Origin of the sequence: Pseudomonas sp. NC02 (assembly GCF_002874965.1) — a bacterium.
Taxonomy (GTDB): Bacteria; Pseudomonadota; Gammaproteobacteria; order Pseudomonadales; family Pseudomonadaceae; genus Aquipseudomonas.
In genome coordinates this window covers 979519-1004571 of record NZ_CP025624.1, presented here as the reverse complement: position 1 = coordinate 1004571, position 25053 = coordinate 979519, and the positions used below count along the sequence as shown (strand labels likewise).

General features: G+C 62.2%; 20 protein-coding genes, 1 tRNA gene and 2 pseudogenes. 13 read left to right on the top strand and 10 right to left on the bottom strand.

Translation table 11 applies throughout. The annotated features are described in order from the left end of the window. The first annotated feature begins 158 nt into the window (after positions 1–158). A tRNA-Met gene (locus C0058_RS04485) sits at positions 159–235 on the top strand. An 81-nt stretch (positions 236–316) separates the two neighbouring features. On the opposite strand, the gene C0058_RS04480 is transcribed toward C0058_RS04485, so the two are convergent. Beyond that, on the bottom strand, positions 317–1357 hold the full coding sequence (locus C0058_RS04480; protein WP_102368113.1) for a DMT family transporter: 1041 nt from the start codon (positions 1355–1357) through the stop codon (positions 317–319). Positions 1358–1502: 145 nt separating this feature from the next. Between C0058_RS04480 and rimJ the strand changes: the two genes are divergently transcribed. The 4 genes from rimJ to C0058_RS04460 all read left to right on the top strand — a co-directional run bounded on the left by rimJ (position 1503) and on the right by C0058_RS04460 (position 6061). Continuing rightward, complete coding sequence (gene rimJ, locus C0058_RS04475) at positions 1503–2087, top strand: ribosomal protein S5-alanine N-acetyltransferase (protein ID WP_087693775.1); 585 nt, start codon at positions 1503–1505, stop codon at positions 2085–2087. A 33-nt stretch (positions 2088–2120) separates the two neighbouring features. Further along, positions 2121–2636: a sigma-70 family RNA polymerase sigma factor gene (locus C0058_RS04470; protein ID WP_003217834.1), complete on the top strand. Its 516-nt coding sequence runs from the start codon at positions 2121–2123 to the stop codon at positions 2634–2636. Next, positions 2633–3577, top strand: a complete 945-nt coding sequence (locus tag C0058_RS04465) for a FecR domain-containing protein (RefSeq protein ID WP_102368112.1) — start codon at positions 2633–2635, stop codon at positions 3575–3577. The genes C0058_RS04470 and C0058_RS04465 overlap by 4 nt, the downstream gene beginning before the upstream one ends. A 75-nt stretch (positions 3578–3652) precedes the next feature. After that, entirely contained in the window at positions 3653–6061 is a 2409-nt protein-coding gene (locus C0058_RS04460) for a TonB-dependent siderophore receptor (RefSeq protein ID WP_102368111.1), read from the top strand. A gap of 42 nt (positions 6062–6103) precedes the next feature. Here C0058_RS04460 and C0058_RS04455 read toward each other — a convergent pair whose 3' ends face one another. Further along, positions 6104–6994: a bifunctional helix-turn-helix transcriptional regulator/GNAT family N-acetyltransferase gene (locus C0058_RS04455; protein WP_256579623.1), complete on the bottom strand. Its 891-nt coding sequence runs from the start codon at positions 6992–6994 to the stop codon at positions 6104–6106. 197 nt (positions 6995–7191) lie between these two features. On the opposite strand from C0058_RS04455, the gene ggt reads away from it, so the two are divergent. Both ggt and C0058_RS04445 read left to right on the top strand, forming a co-directional pair. Continuing rightward, positions 7192–9018, top strand: a complete 1827-nt coding sequence (ggt, locus tag C0058_RS04450) for a gamma-glutamyltransferase (RefSeq protein WP_102368109.1) — start codon at positions 7192–7194, stop codon at positions 9016–9018. A 23-nt stretch (positions 9019–9041) separates the two neighbouring features. Continuing rightward, the gene (locus tag C0058_RS04445; RefSeq protein WP_102368108.1) at positions 9042–9770 is read left to right on the top strand and encodes a polyphenol oxidase family protein; all 729 of its coding nucleotides are present in this window, start codon (positions 9042–9044) and stop codon (positions 9768–9770) included. Positions 9771–9867: 97 nt separating this feature from the next. On the opposite strand, the gene ddlA is transcribed toward C0058_RS04445, so the two are convergent. Together ddlA and C0058_RS04435 are read right to left on the bottom strand one after the other, a co-directional pair. Beyond that, on the bottom strand, positions 9868–10962 hold the full coding sequence (gene ddlA / locus C0058_RS04440) for a D-alanine--D-alanine ligase (RefSeq protein ID WP_063033162.1): 1095 nt from the start codon (positions 10960–10962) through the stop codon (positions 9868–9870). A 43-nt stretch (positions 10963–11005) separates the two neighbouring features. Then, on the bottom strand, positions 11006–11644 hold the full coding sequence (locus C0058_RS04435; protein WP_102368107.1) for a LysE family translocator: 639 nt from the start codon (positions 11642–11644) through the stop codon (positions 11006–11008). A gap of 137 nt (positions 11645–11781) precedes the next feature. Between C0058_RS04435 and C0058_RS04430 the strand changes: the two genes are divergently transcribed. Next, a complete protein-coding gene (locus C0058_RS04430; RefSeq protein WP_003214430.1) occupies positions 11782–12582 on the top strand; it encodes an AraC family transcriptional regulator in 801 nt (266 codons plus the stop codon). Between the two features lie 121 nt (positions 12583–12703). On the opposite strand, the gene C0058_RS04425 is transcribed toward C0058_RS04430, so the two are convergent. Further along, positions 12704–14074 carry an MFS transporter gene (locus C0058_RS04425; RefSeq protein ID WP_214499967.1) on the bottom strand — a complete coding sequence of 457 codons (1371 nt, stop codon included), beginning with the start codon at positions 14072–14074 and terminating at the stop codon, positions 12704–12706. A 121-nt stretch (positions 14075–14195) separates the two neighbouring features. Here C0058_RS04425 and C0058_RS04420 point away from each other — a divergent pair, with 121 nt between their 5' ends. Continuing rightward, positions 14196–15080 (top strand): LysR family transcriptional regulator, encoded by an 885-nt coding sequence (locus C0058_RS04420; RefSeq protein ID WP_102368105.1) that lies wholly within the window; start codon positions 14196–14198, stop codon positions 15078–15080. Between the two features lie 164 nt (positions 15081–15244). Here C0058_RS04420 and C0058_RS04415 read toward each other — a convergent pair whose 3' ends face one another. The 4 genes and pseudogenes from C0058_RS04415 to C0058_RS04405 form a co-directional block, all read right to left on the bottom strand. After that, entirely contained in the window at positions 15245–15820 is a 576-nt protein-coding gene (locus tag C0058_RS04415; protein ID WP_102368104.1) for a flavin reductase family protein, read from the bottom strand. 54 nt (positions 15821–15874) lie between these two features. Then, positions 15875–16303: pseudogene (locus tag C0058_RS33205) on the bottom strand (methyl-accepting chemotaxis protein); the annotation flags it as partial. 111 nt (positions 16304–16414) lie between these two features. Further along, positions 16415–17098: pseudogene (locus tag C0058_RS33200) on the bottom strand (PAS domain-containing protein); the annotation flags it as partial. A gap of 199 nt (positions 17099–17297) precedes the next feature. Next, positions 17298–17630 (bottom strand): DUF2790 domain-containing protein, encoded by a 333-nt coding sequence (locus tag C0058_RS04405; protein ID WP_102368102.1) that lies wholly within the window; start codon positions 17628–17630, stop codon positions 17298–17300. Between the two features lie 238 nt (positions 17631–17868). Here C0058_RS04405 and C0058_RS04400 point away from each other — a divergent pair, with 238 nt between their 5' ends. The 4 genes from C0058_RS04400 (at position 17869) to C0058_RS04385 (ending at position 21837) form a co-directional block, all read left to right on the top strand. Next, positions 17869–19197 carry an OprD family porin gene (locus C0058_RS04400; RefSeq protein ID WP_102368101.1) on the top strand — a complete coding sequence of 443 codons (1329 nt, stop codon included), beginning with the start codon at positions 17869–17871 and terminating at the stop codon, positions 19195–19197. A gap of 160 nt (positions 19198–19357) precedes the next feature. Continuing rightward, positions 19358–19543 carry a hypothetical protein gene (locus tag C0058_RS04395; RefSeq protein WP_008437498.1) on the top strand — a complete coding sequence of 62 codons (186 nt, stop codon included), beginning with the start codon at positions 19358–19360 and terminating at the stop codon, positions 19541–19543. Positions 19544–19762: 219 nt separating this feature from the next. Beyond that, positions 19763–20437: a heavy metal response regulator transcription factor gene (locus C0058_RS04390; protein WP_003214417.1), complete on the top strand. Its 675-nt coding sequence runs from the start codon at positions 19763–19765 to the stop codon at positions 20435–20437. Then, positions 20434–21837, top strand: a complete 1404-nt coding sequence (locus tag C0058_RS04385) for a heavy metal sensor histidine kinase (RefSeq protein WP_102368100.1) — start codon at positions 20434–20436, stop codon at positions 21835–21837. Before C0058_RS04390 ends, C0058_RS04385 begins: the two co-directional genes overlap by 4 nt. A 37-nt stretch (positions 21838–21874) precedes the next feature. Here C0058_RS04385 and C0058_RS04380 read toward each other — a convergent pair whose 3' ends face one another. After that, positions 21875–25036 carry a CusA/CzcA family heavy metal efflux RND transporter gene (locus C0058_RS04380; protein ID WP_102368099.1) on the bottom strand — a complete coding sequence of 1054 codons (3162 nt, stop codon included), beginning with the start codon at positions 25034–25036 and terminating at the stop codon, positions 21875–21877. Positions 25037–25053 lie beyond the last annotated feature (17 nt).

Below are 25053 nucleotides of genomic sequence, written 5' to 3'. Positions count from 1 at the left end.
GCTCCCACCTTTTGATCTTCGCTGCCTTGGGACCTGCGCAAACCCCAACCGCTCGTCACCAAACCCGGTGTTTCCCGTTAAACAGTTGATAGCGTAGATAAATTTTCAAAAAAAGCGCTTGACGCATTCCCGTTCTCCGCGAATAATGCGCGCCACTTGGCTACATAGCTCAGTTGGTTAGAGCATAGCATTCATAATGCTGGGGTCCGGGGTTCAAGTCCCTGTGTAGCCACCAAGTACTAAAAACGGCTTACCGAAAGGTAGGCCGTTTTTTTATGCCTGCAGAAAAGTAAACCGCCCTATTGCCCCACAGACGTCAGTGTTTATGCCGATGGTGTACATCGGGAAAATGCGCATGACTGTGCTGGATCGGTGCGTGCTCATGGGCATGACTATGTGGCTCGGTACCGTCCCACGCAAAGTTATGCACATGCTGGTGGTGCTCATCGTGTGTATGGCGATGACCGTGCATGAGGGGATCGTGCTGATGCTCGTGCGCATGATGTTCCATCAGATGAATCCACACCCCGATGGCCATCAAGGCGGCCGCGAGCAAGAACATCAGCGAAACTGACTCGCCCAGGATCAGGATCGAGATGACCGCGCCCAGGAAAGGAGCCGTGGAAAAATAGGCGCCGGTGCGCGCACTGCCAAGCCCGCGCAGAGCGAGCACAAACAGCACCAGACTCACGCCATACCCAAGCAGCCCAACCACCATGGTTGACCCGAGCGTGGCCACCGCTGGCAGTTGCGACCCGATGGCCAACGCCAAACAGCAATTGACCACACCCGCCGCCAAGCCTTTGCTGCCGGCGATAAACAGCGCATCCGAGGCAGAGACCTTACGGGTCAGGTTATTGTCGATGGCCCAACAAAAACAGGCGAACGCCACGGCCAGCGGCCCCGTCCAATCATGAGCCGTCGCTGTCCCGTGCGGCCATGACAAAACGATCCCGCCCAGAACAATAGCGATCATGCCGATCACGATGCGGCGATCTGCGTTCTCTTTGAACACGACCCACGCCAGCACGGCCGTGAGCACCGACTCAAGATTGAGCATCAGCGATGCGGTGGCGCCCGCTGTGCGGGTGAGCCCGTACATGAGCGCCACAGGCGCAAGCACGCCCCCAAAGACAATGGCGCCCACCAACCAGGGCCACTCTCCGGCTGCAAGCCCGGGCCGTTTCCAGCCGTGGTCGCGAGCAAACCGAACGATGGCCAGTCCCAGGCCGCTGCCCAGATAGAGCAGCCCTGCCAACAGGATGGGCGGCGTATCCAGCCCCAAGAGCTTGGCAAGCGGAGTGCTGGCGCCGAACAACGCCGCAGCAGCCAACGCGTAGAGAACGCTCACATTCATAATGGGTTGCCCTGTCAGGCTTATTGCATAAGGACGAGCATCATAGCCGTGCCCGGGTAAGAATTATGTGAATGCCAGCCTGGCTGGATTCTGTACGACTGAAGCGGCAGGATAGCCCGGCTGGCAAACCACAAGAAGGTGACGCATGACATTCCCCGCTACCGGCATCAGCACTGACCGCCTCTTACTGCTGGGCGCCCACCCTTCCCACGCTCGCGCCCTGCAAATGTACCTGCTGCAAAATCGCGCCTTTCTGCAGCCTTGGGAGCCTTCGCGTGACGACGCCTTTTTTGAACCGGACGCCATCACCGAACGCCTCCACGCCATGGCCGACAAAACCGCCAGCGGCGAAGCGTTGCACCTGCTGATATTCAGCCAGGACCAAATCATCGGCGCCTGCAACTTCAGCAACATCGTGCGCGGTGCGTTTCAGGCCTGCCACTTGGGTTATGCGCTGGCTAAATCCGCCCAAGGCCAAGGCTTGATGCACGAAGCGCTGACGGCGGCGATTGCCCATGTGTTCGACGCCATGCAGCTGCACCGAATCATGGCCAACTACCGCCCAGAGAATGAGCGCAGTGCGCGCCTGCTGGCACGGCTGGGGTTTGAAAAAGAGGGCGAGGCGCGGGCGTATCTGAGGATCAACGGGGTCTGGGCGGACCATGTGTTAACGGCACTGATCAATCCGGCAAGCGACCGTCTATTGCAGCCCGAAGTTTTAAACCACTAGAATGGGATTAATTCTCACTTACGACTCTCTCTCATGAAGCTGTCTTCGCCCACCGACGCTCCTACGCTCGATGCGCTGTACCGCGGCTACCACGGCTGGTTGTTGACCTGGTTGCGGCGTCGCGTGCATTGCTCCCATCAGGCGGCCGACGTGGCGCAAGACACTTTCGTACGCTTGCTGGCATCGGGTACTTACGTGGCGCCGGGTGAGCCACGGGCTTATCTGGCCACCATCGCGCGCCGGTTGCTGATGGACAATGGCCGCCGCCGACGCCTGGAACAGGCCTACCGCGAAGAGCTCGAACGCTGCGCCGCGTACCTTGAACAGGCGCCTTCGCCGGAGCAGATCCTGCAAGCCGCGCAAATGCTTGAGGCGATCGACCGGGCCTTGGCACGCATGCACAAGCGGATCCGCGACACCTTCATCCTGCGTTACCTCGAAGGCCTGGACCAGGCGCAAATCGCCCAGCGCCTGGGTGTCTCGGTGCGCACAGTACAGAACGATCTGGTGGAAGCCTTGCTGGCGTGCGATGCGTGCGCCCAGCCATGAACCAGCCTCTGCCCCACGCTGTGCTGCGCCAGGCCGCCGAATGGCTGGTGCGGCTGGATCACGAAGGCAATGCCGCCAACGAACAGGCGTTTCGCGCCTGGCTGGCCGCCGACCCGCAGCACCCGCAAGCCATTGCCCGCCTTCAGGGCCACTTGCTGCCTCTCAAACAAGCCCCGGCCCGTGCCGCATTGCGCCGGGCCCGGCAGCCTCGCCAAGGGGCAACGCTGGTCAAGTGTCTCGCCCTGGCCCTGCTGCTCGCGGGGGTGCCGGCGTACCAGTACGAGCAACGTGGCTATCTGTTCGCCGACCTGAGCACCGACCGTGGCCAATGGCGCCAGACGCTGCTGGCCGACGGCAGCGACCTGCAACTGGAAGGCAGCTCTGCGGTGAACCTGCACCTGGACGCCAGCCAGCGCCGCGTGCAACTGCTGCATGGTGAGATTCTGGTAACAGTGGCCAAGGACACCCAGCGCCCGTTTTATGTCGACACCCCGCAGGGCAGCATTCGCGCCCTGGGCACGCGTTTTATCGTCGAACTCAGCGACACCGCCACCGTGGTCAAGATGCTCGAATCCTCGACCCGCATCGACAGTGCCGGGCATACGATTACCCTCGGCCCCGGCGAGCAGGTGCGCCTGGATGCAAGCGGGCCCGGCACGCCGAAAAGCGTTGATGTGCAAGCGCAGCAGCAAGCCTGGACGGCCCACCAGTTGCTGGCCAACGACGAGCCGCTGGCGGATGTACTTGAGCGCCTGGCGCGGCATCGCCCGGGTGTGCTGATGTTCGATCGCCAGGCGCTGCAAGGCATTCGGGTGACGGTGATGCTGCCGACGGACGACAGCGACCGCGCATTGCGCCTGCTCACACGCACCCTGCCGATTGAAGTCAGCACCTACACCCCGTGGCTCACACGTGTGCGCCTGAAATCCCCCGCCGGATAATTCTTACGCACCGTTGCGTGTTTTCGGTTTTGCCGCGTCCTTTCCTTGGCCAACATCCAAAGGAGCACCGATAACATGTCTTCAACCCCCACACGCGGCGGCCTGTTGCTGGCCAGTCGACTGTTGCTTGGCTGCCTGCCCCTGGCGGTGCCGGGCCTGGCCTACGCGCAGCAGCAGGTACAGGCGTTCGACATCGCCCCCGGAAAACTCGGTGACGTGCTGACGTGTTACGCCCAGGCCGCCGGCGTGCCGATCTCGTTCCTGTCGCAACAAGTGGCCGGGTTGGACAGCCCCGGCGTGCGCGGCAGCTACAACGTGGAGGACGGGTTCGCGCAGGTGCTGGCCGGCACCGGCTTCGCAGCACGCGGCAATGCCGATGGCTACCAGCTGGAAAGCCTGCCGGTGGCCGGCGGCGCGCTGTCGCTGGGTGCCACAGAGATCACCGCGAATCAGTTGGGCACCATCACTGAGGGCAGCGGTTCCTACACCCCGGGCACCATCGCCACCGCCACGCGCATGGTGCTGACCCCACGGGAAACCCCGCAGTCGATCACCGTGATCACGCGCCAGCATATGGATGACTTCGCGCTCACTTCGATCGACGACGTGATGCGCCATACACCGGGCATCACCGTGTCGACCTTCGACAGCGAGCGTAACAATTACTACGCCCGCGGCTTCTCGGTGGAAAACTTCCAGTACGACGGCATCCCGACCCTGCGCAACTCCGCCTACTCGTCCAGCCAGACCCTCAGCGACATGGCGATCTATGACCGCGTGGAAATCCTCAAGGGTGCCACCGGACTGCTGACCGGCGCCGGCGCCCCTGGCGCGACGATCAACCTGATCCGCAAAAAGCCCACGCGGGACTTCAAGGCCAGCGTCGAACTCGGCGCCGGCAGCTGGGACAACTATCGTTCCCAGATCGACGTGAGTGGCCCGCTGACCGACAGCGGCAACGTGCGCGGGCGTGCGGTGGCGGCGTACCAGGACAAGCACTCGTTCATGGACCACTACCAGCGCAGCACCAATGTGTATTTCGGCACGCTGGAAGCCGACCTGACCGACGACACCCTGCTCACCGTCGGTTTCGATTACCTGGACAGCGACCCGCAAGGCTCGGGCTGGTCCGGCAGCCGTGCGCTGTTCGATCGCAACGGCAACCGCATCGATGTAAAACGCTCCTACAACAACGGCGCCAAGTGGAGCCGCTGGGAGCAGTACTCCCGCAGCGTGTTCTCCACCCTGGAACACAACTTCGACAATGGCTGGGTGATCAAGGGCCAATACACCCACCAACTCATGGGCTACGACGCGCCCCTGGGCTCGATCATGAGTGGCCCGTTCCCCGCCACCGGACTGTCGTCCCTGTACGCGAACAAGTTCACCGGCAACACCCGCGCCGACTCGGGCGATGTCTACGCCAGCGGTCCGTTCAGCCTGCTGGGCCGTACCCATGAATTGGTGATTGGCGCGTCGGCCTCGAACTCCCACTGGACCGGAAAGGACTACGGCGCCCCCACTTATGTGGGCAACAACGAGATCGATTTCTGGAACTTCGATGGCAACGCTCCGGAGCCGAACTGGGGTGAACCGACACGGATCATCGATGCCACGACCCGCCAATCCGCAGGCTATATGGCCGCACGTTTCAACCTCATGGATGACCTGAACCTGTTCCTCGGCAGCCGCGTGGCCAACTACAAATTGCGTGGCGAAGACGACTCCACCGAGACCGGCAAGCTGGTGCCCTACGCCGGGGTCACCTACGACCTGAACGACAACTTCACCGCGTATGCCAGCTACACCGACATCTTCATGCCGACGACCTACAGCCGCGACCGCAACAACAAATTGCTGGAACCGGATGAAGGCAAGAACTACGAGACCGGCCTCAAGGGTGAGTTCTTCGAGGGCCGGCTCAACACCAGCATGGCCTACTTCGAAGTGCACGAAACCAACCGTGCGGAGCCGGACGCCGAATACAACGCCGCGCCGACCAACCCATCCCTCGGGTATGCCGAGAAAGGCATCAAGGCCAAAACCAAGGGTTTCGAGGCCGAGATGTCCGGCGAGCTTGCGCCGGGCTGGCAGGCCCAGGCCGGCTACACCCACAAGATCCTGCGGGATGAGCATGGCGACAAGGCTTCGACCTGGGAGCCGGAGGACCAGCTCAGTTTCTTCACCTCGTACAAACTCAAGGGTCCGCTGGACCGCCTGACCGTCGGCGGCGGCGCGCGCTGGCAGAGCAGAAGCTGGCAAGTGGTGTACAACCGGCCCAAGGCGCAAAACGAAGAGTTCTCGCAGGAAGCGTATTGGGTGGTGGACGCGATGGCCAAGTATCAGGTCAGCGAACATCTTTCCGCGACGCTGAACGTCAACAACCTGTTCGACAAGCAGTACTACACCAACATCGGCTTCTATAACACGGCCTATTACGGCACCCCGCGCAACGTGATGCTCACCACGCGCTGGGACTTCTAACCGGCCAGGCGCCAGCGCCCCGTGACGTGGGGCGCTGTTGCGTCAAACAGCGTGCCGCACAAAACACTGCTCCACCACCGATTTGCCCCACTGCTGCCCCTCCTGTTCCGACTCCAGCACAAAGCCCGCGTTTTCATAGAGCTTGCGCGCCACATCCAGGCCCTTGAACGTCCACAGCCGCACCGCCGGGAACCGGTGCCCGTCACAGAAATCCAGCGCCTCTTTCAACAACCGTTTACCCAAGCCCTGGCCGTGAGCCGACGGGGCGAGGATGAAGCAGCGCAGGATCGCCTCGCCGTTTTCGCCCTCGCCATCAATCGCGATCGAACCGACGATCTGCTCTGCGTCCAGCACTGCCCAGACTTGGTTGCGCGGGTTGGCCAGGCGCCCCATCAACTCGGCCATGTCCGCCGCCACCAGGCTTTCAAACGGCTGGCCAAAATTCGCATGCTGGGCGTAGTACTCGGCGTGCATCTGCGCGATACGCCCGATGATGCCTGGCCGGTAGCCATGGGCAATGCGGTAGTGCCTCGGCTGCCGGGCGCCGGTACGTTGGGTTTGCAGGGCTGCGGCGTACTGATCGAGCCCGCGGCTGACGGCCTGTTGCTGTTCGCTGGACAAGTCGCCAATCGCCTCGCCCACCTGGCGCCGGGCAAACGTTTCAATGTCGCGTAACGTCTTCTGGCCTCGTGTGGTGAGCCGCAGCTTTTTCGAACGGGCATCGTCCTCGTTGGCAAACTCTTCCAGCTCGCCCGCCTCGACCAGCTTGCGCACCATGCGGCTCACCGACGACTTTTCCAGCCCCAGCAACATGACCAGTTCAGCCGCTGTCAGCGCGCCATGCTCGCCGATTTCAACAATCGTGTGCACCGATGACGGTGGGTAACTGCTGGCCGCCAACTTCGGCTGCATGAAGCCCAGCTCTCGCACCATAAGACGCGAGGCACAGCGGATCTGATCGATAAGGTCTGGCTTGGAACGGTTCACGGGGGGAAACCTCTTGCCCGAATGACGAAGGATATAGTTGTACCGCACAACCAAATACAGATCAATCTCCCAACCTGCAAACCACTGAGGTACATTCCCTCCCCACGGACAACAGATCATTCTCAAATGAACGGAGTCATCGCGTGTTTTCGATTTTTCGCCGCCAACGCCTTACCACCCTCTCGCTGATCACCGCCGCCCTCACCCTCGCCGCCTGCCACAGCGCCACCGCGCCGGAACTGCCGCCCGCCCCGGAGCTCGGCTCGGGCTATCGCACCGACATGAGCCCCCGCCACGCCGAGCGCCACATGGCCGCCGCCGCCAACCCGCTGGCCGCCGAAGCCGGGCGCGAGATATTGCGCAAGGGCGGCTCGGCCATCGACGCCGCGATTGCCATGCAGGCCGTGCTGACCCTGGTGGAGCCGCAGTCCTCCGGGATCGGCGGCGGCGCGTTCATCATGCTGTGGGACGGCAAGCAGGTGCACGCCTACGACGGTCGCGAAACCGCACCGGCGGGCGCTACCGAGCGGTTGTTCCTCAACGCCGATGGCACGCCGATGTCGTTCCCGCAGGCGCAGATTGGCGGGCGTTCGGTGGCCACCCCGGGGGTGTTGCGTGCCCTGGAAATGGCCCATAAAAAGACCGGCCACCTGCAATGGGCCAAACTGTTTGAGCCGGCCATTCGCCTGGCCGAAGAGGGTTTCCCGATCTCTGCGCGCCTGCACAGCCTGATTGCCGCTGACCGCTACATCAGCCGCTCGCCGGAAATGACCGCGTACTTCCTGAATGCCGACGGCAGCCCGAAGGCCACCGGTACGCTGCTGAAAAACCCGGCGCTGGCCAACGTGTTCAAGCGCATCGCCAAGGAAGGGCCGGACGCGCTGTACTACGGCCCGATTGCCGACGAAATCACCCGCAAGGTGCAAGGCAACAGCAACGCCGGCAGCCTGACGCTGACCGACCTCAAGGGCTACAGCGCAGTTGAGCGGGCGCCGTTGTGCACCGACTACAAACGCTGGAAAGTCTGCGGCATGCCGCCGCCGTCGTCGGGCGGGATCGCCATTGCGCAGATCCTCGGCACGTTGCAGGCCCTGGAAACCCGCGACCCGCGTATGACGCTTGGGCTGTTGAAGCCGGTGAAGAACGACTCCCCGGCCGGCCTGGAACCGGTGCCCGAAGCGGTGCACCTGATCGCCGAGGCCGACCGCCTGGCCTATGCCGACCGCGCCCAGTACGTGGCGGATTCCGACTACGTGCCAGTGCCGGTGGCCGGGCTGGTCGCGCCGGACTATCTGGCCGGCCGTGCCGCATTGATTGGTGAGCGCAGCATGGGCGTCGCCAAGCCGGGCAAGCCTGCGGGAATTGAAGTGGCCTACGCGCCGGATCGCTCGCCGTTGCGCATTTCCACCTCGCAAGTGGTGGCGGTGGATGACGTGGGTGGCGCGGTGTCGATGACCACCACGGTGGAGTCCGCATTCGGTTCCCATGTAATGGTCCAGGGCTTTTTGCTGAATAACCAGATGACCGACTTCTCCTTCATCCCCGAAGAGAACGGCCAGCCGGTGGCCAACAGGATCGAGCCGGGCAAGCGCCCGCGTTCGTCGATGGCACCGACCCTGGTGTTTGATCGCCAGAGTGGTGAGTGGGTGGCCACGGTGGGTTCGCCGGGCGGTTCGCAGATCATCGAATATGTGAGCAAATCCCTGGTGGCCATGCTCGACTGGAACCTCGACCCGCAAGCGGCCGTCGGCCTGCCCAACTTCGGCAGCCGCAACGGCGCGACCGAGCTGGAAGCCGGGTTGTTCAGTGCTCAGCTGAAACAGGCGCTCAAGGACAAGGGCCACGCCCTGAGCGAAATCGACATGACCAGCGGCGCCCAGGCGATCGTCCGGGTGCGCGATGCGCAGGGCAAAGCGTCGTTGATCGGCGGGGCTGATCCACGCCGTGAAGGCGAAGCGCTGGGGGATTGAATTGACTCACTGGAGAGCTGCGCGTGCACAAGGCAAATAACCTCGGCGCCCTGGCTGGCGTCGACCATGGGTTTTGTACGATTGACGATCCATTGCGGCCCGACGAGGTGTTCATCTGCAAGCAGGTGCACAGCGCCACGACCATTGAATGGCACCCGGAGCTTATGCCCAATACGGTGGAGGCTGACGGGGTTTTCAGCCGGGATGTGCAGCCGATTGCGGTGATCACCGCCGATTGCCTGCCGTTGCTGATGGCCTCGGAGAGCGGGGATTTTGTCGCTGCGATTCATGGCGGCTGGAAGGGGCTGCAAGGCGGGATCATCGCCAATGCCATGCAACGGTTTGCCGCCGAGGGAGTGGCGTTGGACCAGTTGCGGATTGCGATCGGGCCGTCGATCAAGCCGTGTTGTTATGAGGTGAGTGGCGAGTTTGTGGCGCAGTTGCAGGCGAGCCAGGGGCATTTGTGGCGGGATGGAAATGCGCCGTGGACGTTTGAGCAGCCGGGGCCGTTGTTGGCACCGGAGATTCAGCCGCCAGAACCCAGGCAGGCGTTGAGTGCGTGGTTTGATTTGGGCCGGTATGCGCTGATCTTGCTGGAGGCGGCAGGGATAAAACCTGAGCAGGTTGAGGTGAGCGAGGTGTGTACGTATTGCACCTCGCCTGCATTTGCGAGTTACCGCCGAAGGACCCATGACAGTACGGAGCGCAAGACGTTGTTGTATTCGTGGATTTCCAGGACTGCGCAAATCTAGTGTGGGAGCTGGCTTGCCTGCGATGACGGAGTGTCAGTCAATATTTTATTCACTGATCCACCGCTATCGCAGGCAAGCCAGCTCCCACATTTGATCTTTAGCGGCTGATCTTCAACCCCTTGCGCCCCGCATGCCGCTCCAGCGCCAGCTCGATCAACCGGCTCACCAGCTCGCTGTAGCTCATGCCAGCCGCCTGCCATAATTTCGGGTACATGCTGATGCGCGTAAAGCCCGGCAACGAGTTGATCTCGTTGATCAGCACCTCACCCTCATCCGTCAGAAACACATCCACCCGCGCCAGCCCGGCACAGCCCAGGGTTTCAAACGCTTCGATAGCCAACGCACGAATACGCTCGCTGGCTTCAACACTGATGTCCGCCGGCACCACCACCTGGGCTGCCTGGTCATCGATGTATTTGCTGTCGTAGGAATAGAACCCGTCCCGCACCACGATCTCGCCACAGCCGCTGGCGATGGGATTCTCGTTACCCAACACGGCGCATTCGATTTCCCGGCCTTTTACCGCCGACTCCACCAGCACCTTTTCATCAAACCCGAGGGCCAGTTCTACGGCGGCATGATATTCAGCCTCGCTGCCCACCTTGCTCACGCCCACGGACGAACCCTGGTTCGCCGGTTTCACGAACATCGGCAATCCGAGTTTTTGTTGGGCGTGTTCGAAGGTGGTACGCGCCGCATTCCTGCGGTTGAGGGTAATGAACGGTGTCACGGCAATCCCGGCATCGCGCAGCAGGCGTTTGCTGATGTCCTTGTCCATGCACACGGCCGAGCCCAGCACGTCGGAGCCGACAAACGGCAAGTCGGCCATGCGCAGCAGGCCTTGCAGGCAGCCGTCTTCGCCGAGGGTGCCGTGGACGATCGGGAAGATCACATCGACATGTTCCAACGAGGCCTGGCTGGCGGTTTCCACCAGTTGTTGGCTGGCCTTGCCCGGCACCACGGCCAGTTCACGATTGGATTGATTGAGAGCGATCAGCGCCGGGTTTTCTTCGTTGAGCAGAAAGCCCGAGGTGTCGTTGAGGTGCCAGTGGCCGGCCTTGTCGATGCCGATCAGGATCGGCTCGAAGCGCGAACGGTCCAGTGCATCGACGATGTTGCGCGCCGATTGCAGCGACACTTCGTGCTCGGCCGAACGGCCACCAAAAATAATCCCTACCCGCAGCTTGCTCATGATCGGCCTCACGTTTGAAAGTAAGGCTTCTTACCATGAGCCGTCAGCGATTCGCTACCAGCGTGGCCCCGAACAGCACATAACAACCACCGGCAAACCGGTCCAGCCACTTGCGCGAGCGGGCATAGACGTTGGCCATCCGCTCACTGGAAAACACCAGCGCCACGCAGGAGTACCAACTGAATGACAAGGTCGCCATGGTGATCACGGCCAGGGTCAGCAGCGTCGGCGACGGTGACTGCGGCATGGTGGATGCAAAGATCGTCGCGACGAACAGCGCCGCCTTGGGGTTGGACAGGTTGCCCAGCAAACCCAGGCGCCAGGCGGAGAACAGTGAACGCCGAGGTTCGTCGGGCAACAGGTTCTGGGCCATCGACGGTGCCGAGCGCCGGAACAGTTTCAACCCCAGGTAAATCAGGTAGCAGCCGCCGATGATCTTGAACGCCAGGTACAACATGGGTGCTGCGGTGAACAGCGACTTGATCCCCAAACCGCCTGCCAGACCCCACATCACGGTGCCGGTGGCCACGCCCGAGGACGCCACCACGCCGTGGCGACGCGAGCAACTGGCGGCCAGTTGCGCGGTGTTGAAGAAGTTCGGGCCGGGCGTGACGACCGCGACGGTCCAGAGCAGGGCCAGCGAGACCAGAGGCGCCGCGTAGGCCGGATTGAACAATTCCATTTGGGATTCCGCCGAGGGCAGTGCAGGAATAAGGATCATATGCCCGGTACCCGCCCTGCACAATCGTACAAGACCCCGGCAGACAGCGGATTCAGACTGGGTTACCGTATTTCCATCTCTTTGCGCGACAACTCATCATGGCGACCAATATCGACTGGCTGCACCGCGCGCCCCACGCCAGTGGCCTGGAGCGTATCGAGGCGTATTTTGCCGGGTTTGGCTTCGACCCCCATCGCCACGACACCTATGCCATCGGCCGTACCCTGTTCGGTGTGCAGAGTTTTCACTATCGCGGCGGCATGACCCACAGCCTGCCGGGGCGGACCATGGTGATCCATCCCGATGAAGTGCATGACGGCTGGGCCGGCAGCGAGGAAGGTTTCAAATACCGGATGATTTACGTGGAGCCGGCGCTGATCCAGCAGGTGCTCGGCGGCAAGCCGTTACCGTTCATCCCCGGCGGATTGTCCAGCGACCCGTGGCTGTACCGCGCCAGTGAAGTGTTGCTGCAAAGCCTGGATTGCCCGATTGACCCGCTGCAGGAACAGGACGCGATGTTTGACTTGGCCCAGGCGCTGAATAACGCGTCGGGCATCACGGTCAATCGCAAGACCTTCGACTACCGGGCCGCCGAGCGCGCACGGGAATTTATCCACAGTGCCCTGGGCCGGCCGATTACCCTCGATGAAATGGCGGAATACGCCAACCGCGACCGCTGGGCGTTGTCGCGGGATTTTCGTTTGTTGTTCGGCACCAGCCCCTATCGCTACCTGACCATGCGCCGCCTGGACCTGGTGCGCAGCCTGCTGGGCCAGGGCCAGTCACTGGTGGATGCGGCACTGACCGCCGGCTTCACCGACCAGAGCCACATGACCCGCCAGTTCCGCAGCACTTTCGGCATGCCGCCGTCGCGCTGGGTGAAGATGCTCGGGCGCTGAAATCCCGCCTTGAAACGCGATCAACCTGTAGGAGCTGGCTTGCCTGCGATAGCGGTGGATCAGTTAATAAATTGTTGGCTGACACTCCGCTATCGCAGGCAAGCCAGCTCCTACAGTTGAACTATGTCGCTGCCGAAATCGTATTCGACGCTGGAGCTCGTTCCTTAAGGGCCAACGCCAGAACCGCCCCCGCCAGGGCAATCGCCGCGCTCCACCACAACGCCAGTTCAATCCCGCCCGCCTGCGCCGCGCCCGTCGACCCACCGGCGTTCGCCAACGACACCAGCAACGCCAGCCCCAACGCACCGCCAATCTGCTGGCTGGTGGACGCCATGCCCGCCGCCACGCCCTGCTCGCCCGGCCGGATGCCCAGCCCGGCGGCCACCCACATCGCCGTCCAGGTCATGCCCTGGCCAATACTCAGGATGAAAATCCCCGGCAGCAACGACCAGAACCCCGCCCCCGTCGGCAACGCCACACATACCAAAGCGATACCCACCGCGCCCGCCAACTGGCCGCTGACCAGGGTGTTGCGCAACCCCAGACGCGCCAATGAACGCTCCGCCAGCCAGATACCCGCGGTGCACACCAGCGTCGCCGGCAAAAACGCCAACCCCGCCTGCAACACGCTGTAGCCGTAGACCTGCTGGTAGTACACCGCCAGAAAGTAGTACTGCACGCCAAAGCTGCTCATGAACACCGCCGTCAACACCATGGCCATGCGCAACTCGCGATAGCCCAACAAGCGTAGCGGCATCAACGGATCACGGCCCCGGTGTTCGATCCACCCAAACAACCCGAGCAGCACCAACGCCAGGGCCATGCAGCCCAGGGTCGACGGCGCCGCCCAGCCCCACTCCGGCCCCTGCACCAGGGAGAACACCAGCAAGGTGCCGCCCAGCGTCACGGTCAACGCACCGCTGATATCAAAGTTGCGCCCGCGGGCCCGCTCGCCATCGGCGGGAATCCAGTAGCGCGCCGCCAGGGCACAGGCACCGGCCAATGGCACGTTCACCAGGAACACCGCTTCCCAGCCCCAGGCCTGGGTCAGCACGCCGCCGAGCAACGCGCCCAATGCCAGGCCCGCCGCAGACGCCGCGCTCCACACGGCAAACGCCCGATTACGCGCGGGCCCTTCGGCGTAGTGGGTGTTGATCAGCGCCAGCGTGGCCGGGAACAACAGCGCCCCACCCACACCCTGCACCGCCCGCGCCAGCACCAGCAGCAAGGCGCTGCCACCGAGCACCGCCGCCAGGGAAGACAGCGCGTACAGCGACTGGCCAAGCATGTACAAGCGCCGCTTGCCCAACAGGTCCGCCGCCCGACCGCCCAGCAACAGGAAGCCACCAAACGCCACGCTGTAGGCACTGACCACCCACTGCAATTGCTGGGCAGAAAAACCCAGGTGGCTGCCGATTTGCGGCAGCGCGACAAACACGATGGTCGCGTCGAGGGCGATGATCAGTTGCGCGGTTGCCAGCAGCAACAGCATCCAGCCAGAGGGTCGAGAAGAAGACATCACAGCGTCCTGCCTGAAAATGAGAGGCGCCAGTTTCTTTCATGCCCAACAGATGATAAATAGCCCTATCACTCTTTCAGTAATGACTTTAATCATGGATCTGAATGCTGTTCGCCTGCTGGTGCGCGTCGCCGAAACCCGCAGTTTCACTCGCGCCGCCGGAGACCTGGGGCTGACCCAATCGGGCTTGTCCCGGGCCATTTCCCGGCTGGAAAACCAGCTGGGTGTGCGCCTGCTGCAACGCAACACCCGCAGCGTCAGCCTCACGCCCGACGGGCAGATGCTGTATGAACGCAGCGCGCCGCTGCTGGCGGAACTGGCCGAAGCCGAGCGGCAAATGCTCGACCGCCGTGCCTCACCGTCCGGTTTGCTGAAGATCAGCACGCCCTCGTTGTTTGGCCGCAAGGTGGTGATGCCGGTGATCGGCGAGCTGACCCTGCAATACCCCGACCTGCGCATTGAAGCGGTAATGACCGACCGCCTGGTGGACATTGTCGACGAAGGCTTTGACGCCTTGCTGCGCACCGGCGACATCCAGGACCAACGCCTGATCGCCCGGGCACTGCCACCGCTGCGCTGGGTCACCGTCGCCGCACCGGCTTATCTCGCGCGTTTTGGTACGCCGCAAACCGTCGATGAACTCCAGGACCACAACTGCCTGACCGTACGTAACCTGCGCACCAGCCGGCTGGTGGACTGGCAGTTCATGCTCGATGGCAGGGTGCAGGACGTGAGTGTCGAGGGGCGGTTGATCTTTGATATCGGCGATGCGCTGGTGGACGGCGCGCTGGGCGGATTCGGCATCGCCCAGGTGATGGACTTTGCGGTGCGGGAAGATCTGGCGGCCGGGCGCCTGGTGCCCTTGCTGGAGGAATTTGCCGGGCGCAGTCGGGCGATATCGCTGGTGTATCCGCCATCGCGGCAGTACTCGCCGAAGTTGATGGCGTTTGCCGAGGCGCTCAGCAAGGCGCAGTGGTAGCACAACCTTTGTGGCGAGGGAGCTTGCTCCCGCTCGGCTGCGCAGCAGTCGTATATCTACCGACCAAGTGTATTGGCAGGAAACAATGGGACCGCTTCGCGCTCCAGCGGGAGCAAGCTCCCTCGCCACAAAACCAGGCTGTACCGGAAGAATTGGCACTGGGCTTAAAGATGTCGCCCATCAATCGGCTCACCAATCGTCAGGAAATGCCCGCCCGCCACATGGTGCAAGGTACGCAGCGCATCCTGCCCTTCGAAATGCCAGCGACCGTCGCTGAATACGCGCTCATCAGCCTGGGCGGCCACCACTTCGGCGAGGAACAGATCGTAGGTCTGCTGGTTATGCGGTTCCGGCAGCAAGCGGCATTCCAGCCACGCCACGCAGCCTTCGAGCATCGGCGCTTCGGTGTGTTCGCCGCTGAACGTCTGCAAGCCATATGCGGCGAACTTGTCGGTCTCGCTGCCGGTGGTGTTGCCCACGGTCTGCACGATATCGGCCTGGGCCGCACACGGTACGTTGAGCACGAAAGTGCCGGCGCCTTCGAGCAGTTGCCGGGTCCAGGTGGCCTTATCCAGCACGACGGCGACTTTGGGCGGTTCGAAATCCAGCGGCATCGCCCATGCCGCAGCCATGATGTTGCGCTGGCCGTTGTGCGCGGCGCTGACCAGTACGGTCGGGCCGTGGTTGAGCAAGCGGTAGGCCTTGGACAGCGGGACGGGACGGCGATGGTTAGGGCTCATGGACGAAAGGCTCGGAAAAAAAACCTACGATACCTCAAGCATGAGCCCGGGTGACTAGCTGCTCAGTTGATTGGCGAATTGCCCTACGGCGCTGACCACTTTCTGGGCGCCGTCCTGGATCTCGACGATCACCGTGCCCGCCTCGGCCGCAAGGGCCAGCCCTTGCTCGGCCTGCAGGCGGCCATCGGTCATCAACGCCACTGCATCGCGGGCCATGTCCTGGTTCTGGCGCACCACGCCGACGATTTCCTCGGTGGCCTTGCTGGTACGCGACGCCAGTTGCCGAACCTCATCGGCCACCACCGCAAAACCACGGCCTTGCTCACCGGCGCGGGCGGCTTCGATGGCGGCGTTGAGTGCCAGCAGGTTGGTCTGCTCGGCGATGCCGCTGATGGTCTTGACGATGCTGCCAATCACCTGGGACTGGGCGTTCAGCGCTTCAATGCCCTCACCCGCCTGCTCCATGTGCTTGGCCAGGTCGCGCATCACCTCCACCGCCTGGGTGACCACGGTGGTGCCGCGCTGGGCGCTGCTGTCGGTGTGCAGCGAGGTGCTGTAGGCGATGTTGGCCGCGTCGGCCACGGCCTGTTCCTGGTTGACCTGGTCGGTGATCACCGTGGCGAACTTGACCACTTTGTACAGCCGCTCGTTGGCGTCGAGCACCGGGTTATACGAAGCCTCCAGCCACACCACCCGCCCGTGGCTGTCCACTCGCTTGAAGCGGCCCGCGACGAATTCACCGGCGTTCAGGCGCTTCCAGAACTGCTGGTACTCGACGCTGCCGGCATCCTGCGGCTCACAGAATATCCGGTGATGTTTGCCCTGGATCTGCGCCAGGCTGTAACCCATGCCGCTGAGGAAACGGTCGTTGGCCGTCAGTACATTACCGTTGAGGTCGAACTCGATCACTGCCGTGGAACGCACCAGCGCGGTGATCAGGTTTTCGTGCTCGCGGGACGCCTCGATAGTGCGGGTCAGGTCGCTGGAGTACATCGAAATATGCTTGATACGCCCGTCACTGCCACGCACCGGTTGCACGATGGAGCGCAGCCACGCCTCATTGCCGTTGCCGCGCATCAGGCGTACGGAACCGGCGAAGTGTTCGCCACGCACCAGGGCGTTCGTGAAGCGCAGTTGAAAGGTGTCGTGCTTGACGTGCGCCGGCACCAGATCCTCGATCAGGCGGCCTTGCAGCTGGCTTGCCTGGTAAGCCATCTCTTGAAGGAAGATGGCATTGACGGACTCGATGCGCCCTTCGGGATCCAGGGTCAGGGCCATCATTTCGCTTTCCAGGCTCTCCTTGACCTGCTGCAAACTGGATAATTCTTCGCGAAGAGCAGACAGCTCCTGCTTGAGACGGGTGTTGAACATGGAGGCACCGGTGGGCAAATGAGGGCGGGATCTGACCTGCATCGGCGCTGCCGGCATTTTCTTAAGAGAGCTTTAGCCCATTGCCCAACTATATTTTTTCAGCCCCTCAACTGCCGTTGTTACGGCAGATGCCCATCACTTGGTAGTGGAGCGTGTTGAGCTTGCCGGTGGAGTCTTCGTAGGTCATGCGTGACGGCACCGCGCTGCACGAGCGGATCGGCGGCGTGACATTCACCACCCTGGCAATGTCCAGCTTCATGCCGTAGCGATACACCATCACCTCGGGCGCAGGCTTGCCCTTTCTGGCGGCGTAGGCGGCCATGGCTTGCTCATTGTTTTGCATCAATTGGGCGAAGGTGCGGTCGCCTCCACCTTCGGCCATCGCGCCGGCGGAAACGATCAGGGCCAATGCAGCGACAGTGGTTTTCAGGGTATTCATGAGGGCGTCCTCGTCTGACTTATTGAATTAAAAGTTCAGAGCAAGAATAACTAACCAAGCCTGTCGCAAAGTTCACCGAAAGATTACTTATCCGTTATGTTTTATTGAAATTCCAAAATTGTAATCTGTGCGCCACCTCGCCGTTATCTCGTGTTTGCAACTATCTGCCCGGGCACCATCACAACAAGAATGCCCCATCGATAAGAAGCTGATAGCTGCCACTACCGAGGAGCGCTACATGAGCACTAACCGCACATTTTCACTCTCCATGATTGCCGCCCTGGCGGGGCTCACCCCGCTGTCAGGCATGGCCGTGGAAGAAAAACCCGAAGGGTTTATCGAAGGCAGCACCTTGAACGTGCTGGCCCGCAACTTCTACTTCAACCGCGATGACCGCAAGGGCCAGTCGAGTCCCACCGGCAATGGCTATTCCGAAGCCTGGGTCCAGGGTTTTATCGGCAAGTTCGAATCCGGATTCACTCAGGGTCCGGTGGGTTTCGGCCTCGATGCGTTTGCGATGTATGGCCTGAAACTCGACTCCGGCACCGGCCGCAGCGGCGGCAAGGGCTCGTTCGGCGTACTGCCGGTAGACAGCGACAACCACCCCGAGGATGGCTACAGCAAGCTCGGCGGCGCGGTAAAAGTGCGCCTGCTGGATACCGTGATCAAGGCCGGTGACGTGTTCCCGCTGACCCCGGTGGTGGCCTACGGCGACTCGCGGGTGTTGCCGGAAAGCTTCCGTGGCGTCACCGCGCAAAACACCAGCATTGACGGCTTGAGCTTGCAGGCCGGGCACTTGAGCGGCATGAGCCAGCCCACCCAAAGCGGCATGGATAAAGGCTTCGCGACGTTTTATGCGGGCAAGGTGGATTCACCCTGGATCGGCTATGCCGGCGGCGACTACCAGGTGAACAAACACCTCAGCGTCAGCCTGTACACCAGCCGCCTGAAGGATGCCTGGGACCAGTACTACTTCGGCAGCGCCGCCAGCTACCCGCTGAACGATGACGTGTCGCTGTTTGGCGACTTCAACTATTACAAGGCCGTGGACGAGGGCAAGAAACGCCTTGGCGAGTTCGATAACAACATCTGGAGCGCCAGGCTTGGGGTCAAGGTCGGCGCCCACAGCCTGGCCCTGTCGCACCAGCGCAACAACGGCGATGACGACTTTGACTACCTGCGCATGTCGGACTCGATCTTCCTCAACAACTCGATCCAGTACAGCGACTTCAACTCGCCCAAGGAACGCTCGTGGATGCTCGCCTATAACCTCGACATGCAGGCCTTCGGCATTCCTGGCCTGACCTTCATGACCCGCTATGGCAAAGGTACCGGCGCCGACTACAGCAACGCCAACAGCGTGTACATGCGCCGTGACGCGGCCGGCGACCCGCTGACCGATCAACGCCGCTGGGAGCGGGATATCGAGGCGAAGTACGTGGTGCAGGGCGGTAACTTGAAAGACCTGTCGCTGCGTTTGCGCCAGGCGACCGTTCGCTCAAGTGCCTTTGAGTCGGACTTGGAAGAAGTTCGGTTGATTGTCGAATACCCATTGGCAATTCTGTAAATGAACACAACGGCAAATGCTTACATTCATTTGCCGTTGACTAACATCTGTTCACAAATTGAAGCCTGTCAGAACTGTAATATGCGCCTCACCTTCTCGTTAAGTTGCGCTTCATATACTGGTCACAACTAACGGCACACGCCTTATTTGGAGACACGTCATGAAGCCATCCCACCTGTTATTGATCAGTTTTCTCGGCGCCACTTCCACCCTCGCATTCGCCGACGACGGCGCCGACCGCTCCCGGCAGTTCCTCGCCGAGTTCCGCCAGCAACAGCAACAGGTCCACGGTGAACAGTCCGTGGCCGAGACCGCGCCCGCCGACGCACAGAAGCAGTCGATCTGAACGGCGCACACCGAGCACATTCATCTCTGAAGCTTTTGTGTAGCTCCTTTGGAAAGAGATGAATTTTTAACGCCCCGGATGGGGCGTTTTTTTTGCCCGCCCGTTCTGCAACGCAACAACCAGTCACAAACTGGCTGATTGACCCTGTAGTTACTTCAGCCTTCAGGCTTCGGAAAATTCGAATTTCAGTCTCTCTCTATCAGTAAAAGGTAAACCCCCATGCGTATCCTTGTGGTTGAGGACGAGCAAAAAACCGCCGCCTACCTGCAGCAGGGCCTGACCGAAAGCGGTTACGTGGTCGACTGCGCCGCCAGCGGCGTGGACGGCCTGCACCTGGCCGGGCAACACGCCTATGAACTGGTGATTCTCGATGTAAACCTGCCGGCCAAGGACGGCTGGGAAGTGCTTGAGCAACTGCGCCGCGACAGCAACCAACGGGTGATGATGCTCACAGCCCGTGGCCGGCTGACTGACAAGATCAAGGGCCTGGACATGGGCGCCGATGATTACCTGGTCAAACCCTTCGAATTCCCCGAATTGCTGGCCCGGGTGCGTACGCTGTTGCGCCGCAGCGAGCACATACCGGTGCCGGAAGTCTTCCGCGTGTCGGACCTTGAACTGGACCCGCGCCGCCACCGCGCCTATCGCGGCACCCGGCGCATTGACCTGACCACCAAGGAGTTCGCGCTGCTGCATGTGCTGATGCGTCAGTCCGGCGAAGTGCTGACCCGCACGCAGATTATTTCCCTGGTGTGGGACATGAATTTCGACTGCGACACCAACGTGGTGGAGGTCTCCATCAGCCGCCTGCGGGCCAAGGTCGACGACCAGAGTGACGTCAAGCTGATCCATACCATTCGCGGCGTGGGCTATGTGCTGGAGGCCCGCCAATGAAAGCCAGCAGCCTGTCGATGCGCCTCGGGCTGACGGTGAGCCTGATGGGCGCGGGCCTGGTGGTGCTGCTCGCGACACTGGCCTACCTGGCGCTGACCCACGAGCTTGAGAAACTGGCGCGCAAGGGCCTGGAAAGCAAGATGGAGCAGATCCAGCACAGCCTCGCCCTCGGCCTGGACACCCGCGACATAAAAGCCCGCCCGCATTCGCTGATGGACCTGGTGATGGGGCATGACAATTTCTACCTGACCATCGTCGGCACCGCACCCGATGAAGCGGTGCTGCTAAGCGTCGGTGCCAAGCCACAGGAACCGTTGCTGACCGACTTCGCACCACGCCAGACCCTCGGTTACCTGAACTGGGACGACAGCAACGGCAACCAGGTGCTCAGCGCCTCCAGCCTGATGCGCCTGTCCAGCGGCGAACGCGTGCGGGTGCTGCTGTCCCTGGACCGCAGGGACGATCAGGCATTGCTCAGTGCTTACCTGCGTTCCACGGTGATCGCCCTGCCGCTGCTGTTGCTGCTGATCGGCATCGGCGCGTGGTGGGTGGTGCAACGCGGGCTCGCACCGCTGCAACAGTTCAGCCGCGTCGCGGCCAAGGTCACCACACAGGATCTGACCCACCGCCTGGCTGTGGATAACTTGCCCAACGAGTTGGGCGAGTTGGCGCAGGGCATCAATTTCATGCTGCAACGCCTGGATGGCGGTGTGCAGCAGTTGTCGCAGTTCTCCGATGACCTGGCCCACGAGCTGCGCGCGCCACTGACCAACTTGATGGGCAAGGCCCAGGTGACGTTGTCCCGGGAGCGACCTCCCGAGGAGTACAAGGCGGTGCTGGAATCCAGCACCGAAGAAATGGAGCGGCTGGCGCGGATCGTTTCCGACATGCTGTTCCTGGCACAGGTCAGCCACCCGGCGGCGCGGGTTTCGTTTGCGCCCGTGTCCCTGGCCGCTGAAGCACGCCGGGTGATGGAACTGTTTGCGTTGAGTGCCGAAGACAAGCAACTGAGCCTGAGCCTTCACGGTGATGCCTCGGTGCATGGCGACCGCCTGATGATTCAGCGGGCGATTTCCAACTTGTTGTCCAATGCCATCAGGCATACGCCACACGCTTCCACGGTGTCGTTGCAGGTGGAAACCCACGGGCAGCAGGTGTCGCTCTCGGTGGGCAACCCGGGCCCGGGGATTGAAGCGCACCACCTGCCGAACCTGTTCGAGCGTTTCTACCGCGTCGACAGCAGCCGCGCCCGCTCCGAAGGGGGGACCGGGCTGGGGCTGGCCATCGTGCGGTCAATCATGACCCTGCATCAAGGCCTGGCAGAAGTCAGCAGCGAGCCCGGAGATTTCACTGTGTTTCGGTTGGTGTTTCCCCTTCATACCAACGCTATCTGCCAATAACCCATTGTGGTGAGGGAGCTTGCTCCCTCGCCACAGGTTATTGGCCAGGCATCAGGCGGTCTTCCTGTTCTTCACGCCGGTGCGCCCAGTGATACAGCGCCGGCAATACCAGCAGGGTCAGCAGCGTCGACGAAATAATCCCGCCAATCACCACCGTCGCCAACGGGCGCTGCACTTCGGCGCCGGTGCCGGTGGCCAGGGCCATGGGGATAAACCCCAGCGACGCCACCAACGCCGTCATCAACACCGGGCGCAAGCGCGTCAGGGCGCCTTCGTTGATGGCCACCGACAATGAGCGCCCCTCTTCCCGCAGGTTGCGAATGAACGCAATCATCACCAACCCGTTCAGCACCGCCACCCCCGACAGCGCGATAAAACCCACGCCCGCCGAGATCGACAACGGAATGTCCCGCAGCCACAGCGCCATGATCCCGCCGGTCAACGCGAAGGGAATCCCGGTGAACACCAGCAGCCCGTCCTTGAGGTTGTTGAACATCATGAACAGCAACCCGAACACCAGCAGCAACGCCACCGGCACCACGATGCGCAAGCGCTCGGAAGCTTCCTTCAACTGCTCGAACTGGCCGCCCCAGGTGGTCCAGTAGCCCGCGGGGATTTTCACCTGAGTGTCGATGGCCGTCCCGGCTTCCTCGACAAACGAGCCGATATCCCGCCCACGCACGTTGGCGCTGACGATCACCAGGCGCTTGCCGTTTTCACGGCTGATCTGGTTGGGGCCGAGCACCAGGTCCAGGCTGGCGACTTCCGACAGCGCGATAAAACCCAACTGCCCCGCCGCGTTATTCGCCAGCGCCGGGATCGGAATCAACAGCCGCGACAGGCCTTCGATATCGGTGCGCAGCGCGTCCGACAAACGCACGACCATGTCAAAACGCCGGTCGCCTTCGTACATCGTCCCGGCCTGGCGCCCACCCACGGCGACGGCGATCGTGTCTTGCACATCGCCCACGTTCAGGCCGAAACGCGCGGCCTTGTCGCGGTCGATATTGATGGTCAGCACCGGCAGGCCGGAGGTCTGTTCCACCTTCACTTCCGAGGCGCCCTTGAGGGTTTGCAAGGTCTCGGCGATTTCCCCGGCGGTCTTGTTGAGCACCGCCATGTCGTCACCAAACACCTTCACCGCCACGTCACTGCGCACGCCGGAAATCAGTTCGTTGAAGCGCAGCTGGATCGGTTGCGACAGTTCATACACGCTGCCCGGCACAATCGCACTGGCGCGCTGGATGTCGGCAATGATTGCCTCACGGGACTTCTTCGGGTCGGGCCACTGGTCCTTGGGCTTGAGCATCACGTAGCTGTCGGAGATGTTCGGCGGCATCGGGTCGGAGGCGATTTCCGCGGTGCCGGTGCGGGCGAATACCCGCTCGATTTCCGGCACCTCGGCCATCAAGGTCTTTTCCAGTTGCTGCTGCATCTGTACCGACTGCGTCAGGCTGGTGCCCGGCACCCGCAACGCTTGTTGGGCGAAATCACCCTCGCTGAGGCTGGGGATAAATTCGCTGCCCATGCGACTGGCCACCAGGCCCGACGCAACGATGGCCAGCACCGCCAGGCCGAACACCAGCGGCCGGCGCGCCATCACCCAATCCAGCACCGGCGCGTAGACACGGCGTGCGCTGCGCATCACCAGGTTTTCCTCTTCCTTGACCTTGCCGGTGACGAACAGCGCAATGGCCGCCGGCACGAAGGTCACGGACAGAATCATTGCCCCCAGCAGCGCGATCACCACGGTGAACGCCATCGGGTGGAACATCTTCCCGGCCACCCCGGTGAGGGCGAAGATCGGCAGGTACACCACCATGATGATCAGTTGCCCGAAGATCAGCGCGCGCCGCGCTTCCTTGGCCGCCGCAAACACTTCATGCAGGCGCTCGCTGCGGGTCAGCAATCGCCCGTGGCGCTGCTGGGCGTGGGCCAGGCGGCGGATGGCGTTTTCGACGATCACCACCGCGCCATCCACGATAATCCCGAAATCCAACGCGCCGAGGCTCATCAGGTTGGCGCTGACCTTGTTGGTAAACATCCCGGTAAAGGTGAACAACATGGCCAGGGGAATCACCATCGCGGTGATCAGCGCAGCGCGGATATTGCCGAGGAACAGAAACAGCACCGCCACCACCAGCAGCGCCCCTTCGAAGAGGTTTTTCTTCACGGTGCTGATGGCTTTTTCCACCAGGTTGGTGCGGTCGTAGACGGTGACGGCCACCACACCTTCAGGCAGCGAACGGTTGATCTCTTCGAGTTTTTTCGCGACCGCCAGGGACACCGTGCGGCTGTTTTCGCCGATCAACATGAACACCGTGCCCAGCACCACTTCGCGGCCATTCTCCGTGGCGGCACCGGTACGCAGCTCGCGGCCAATGTCGACCTGGGCGACGTTGCGCACCCGAATCGGCGTACCGTCGGAAGTGGTGATGACGATGTTGGCAATGTCGTCGATGGACGCGACTTGCCCCGGCGCACGGATCAGCAATTGCTCGCCGCTGCGCTCGATGTAGCCGGCGCCGACGTTGGCGTTGTTGCGCTCCAGCGCCGTGACCAGGTCGCCCAAGGTCAGGTTGTAGGCCGCCAGGCGCTTGGGGTCCGGGGCGATCTGGTATTCCTTGGCAAACCCGCCGATGGTGTTGATCTCGGCCACCCCCGGCACGTTGCGCAGTTGCGGCTTGATGATCCAGTCCTGGATCACCCGCAGGTCGGTCGGCGTATAGGCTGAGCCGTCCTCCTTGCGCGCGCCGTCTTTCGCCTCCACGGTCCACAGGAAGATTTCCCCGAGCCCGGTGGAGATCGGCCCCATCATGCTTTCGATGCCATCGGGGAGTTGCTCGCGAGCCACCTGCAAGCGTTCGTTGACCAGCTGGCGGGCGAAGAACAGGTCGGTGCCGTCCTTGAAAATCACCGTGACCTGGGACAAGCCCGAGCGCGACAGCGAGCGGGTCTGCTGCAAGCCCGGCAGCCCGGCCATGGCGGTCTCGATGGGAAAGGTGATGCGCTGCTCGGTTTCCAGCGGCGAAAAACCCGCCGCCGCCGAGTTGATCTGCACCTGGACGTTGGTGATATCCGGCACGGCGTCGATGGGCAATTTCTGATAGCTGGCGATACCGACACCGGCCATCAACAGCACCGCCAACAGCACGATGATGCGCTGCTCGATGGCGAATTGGATAAGGCGCTCAAACATGGGAAATCACTCGCAGG

What these genes read in the sequence shown, in the direction of transcription:
- C0058_RS04400 (WP_102368101.1), top strand. Translation starts at nt 17,869, where the DNA reads ATGAGCACTAACCGCACATTTTCACTCTCCATGATTGCCGCCCTGGCG.
- C0058_RS04470 (WP_003217834.1), top strand. Translation starts at nt 2,121, where the DNA reads ATGAAGCTGTCTTCGCCCACCGACGCTCCTACGCTCGATGCGCTGTAC.
- C0058_RS04390 (WP_003214417.1), top strand. Translation starts at nt 19,763, where the DNA reads ATGCGTATCCTTGTGGTTGAGGACGAGCAAAAAACCGCCGCCTACCTG.
- C0058_RS04385 (WP_102368100.1), top strand. Translation starts at nt 20,434, where the DNA reads ATGAAAGCCAGCAGCCTGTCGATGCGCCTCGGGCTGACGGTGAGCCTG.
- C0058_RS04415 (WP_102368104.1), bottom strand. Translation starts at nt 15,820, where the DNA reads ATGAGCCCTAACCATCGCCGTCCCGTCCCGCTGTCCAAGGCCTACCGC.
- C0058_RS04435 (WP_102368107.1), bottom strand. Translation starts at nt 11,644, where the DNA reads ATGGAATTGTTCAATCCGGCCTACGCGGCGCCTCTGGTCTCGCTGGCC.
- C0058_RS04420 (WP_102368105.1), top strand. Translation starts at nt 14,196, where the DNA reads ATGGATCTGAATGCTGTTCGCCTGCTGGTGCGCGTCGCCGAAACCCGC.
- C0058_RS04395 (WP_008437498.1), top strand. Translation starts at nt 19,358, where the DNA reads ATGAAGCCATCCCACCTGTTATTGATCAGTTTTCTCGGCGCCACTTCC.
- C0058_RS04480 (WP_102368113.1), bottom strand. Translation starts at nt 1,357, where the DNA reads ATGAATGTGAGCGTTCTCTACGCGTTGGCTGCTGCGGCGTTGTTCGGC.
- rimJ (WP_087693775.1), top strand. Translation starts at nt 1,503, where the DNA reads ATGACATTCCCCGCTACCGGCATCAGCACTGACCGCCTCTTACTGCTG.
- C0058_RS04460 (WP_102368111.1), top strand. Translation starts at nt 3,653, where the DNA reads ATGTCTTCAACCCCCACACGCGGCGGCCTGTTGCTGGCCAGTCGACTG.
- C0058_RS04430 (WP_003214430.1), top strand. Translation starts at nt 11,782, where the DNA reads ATGGCGACCAATATCGACTGGCTGCACCGCGCGCCCCACGCCAGTGGC.
- C0058_RS04455 (WP_256579623.1), bottom strand. Translation starts at nt 6,994, where the DNA reads ATGGTGCGAGAGCTGGGCTTCATGCAGCCGAAGTTGGCGGCCAGCAGT.
- C0058_RS04405 (WP_102368102.1), bottom strand. Translation starts at nt 17,630, where the DNA reads ATGAATACCCTGAAAACCACTGTCGCTGCATTGGCCCTGATCGTTTCC.
- C0058_RS04425 (WP_214499967.1), bottom strand. Translation starts at nt 14,074, where the DNA reads ATGCTGTTGCTGCTGGCAACCGCGCAACTGATCATCGCCCTCGACGCG.
- ddlA (WP_063033162.1), bottom strand. Translation starts at nt 10,962, where the DNA reads ATGAGCAAGCTGCGGGTAGGGATTATTTTTGGTGGCCGTTCGGCCGAG.
- C0058_RS04380 (WP_102368099.1), bottom strand. Translation starts at nt 25,036, where the DNA reads ATGTTTGAGCGCCTTATCCAATTCGCCATCGAGCAGCGCATCATCGTG.
- C0058_RS04465 (WP_102368112.1), top strand. Translation starts at nt 2,633, where the DNA reads ATGAACCAGCCTCTGCCCCACGCTGTGCTGCGCCAGGCCGCCGAATGG.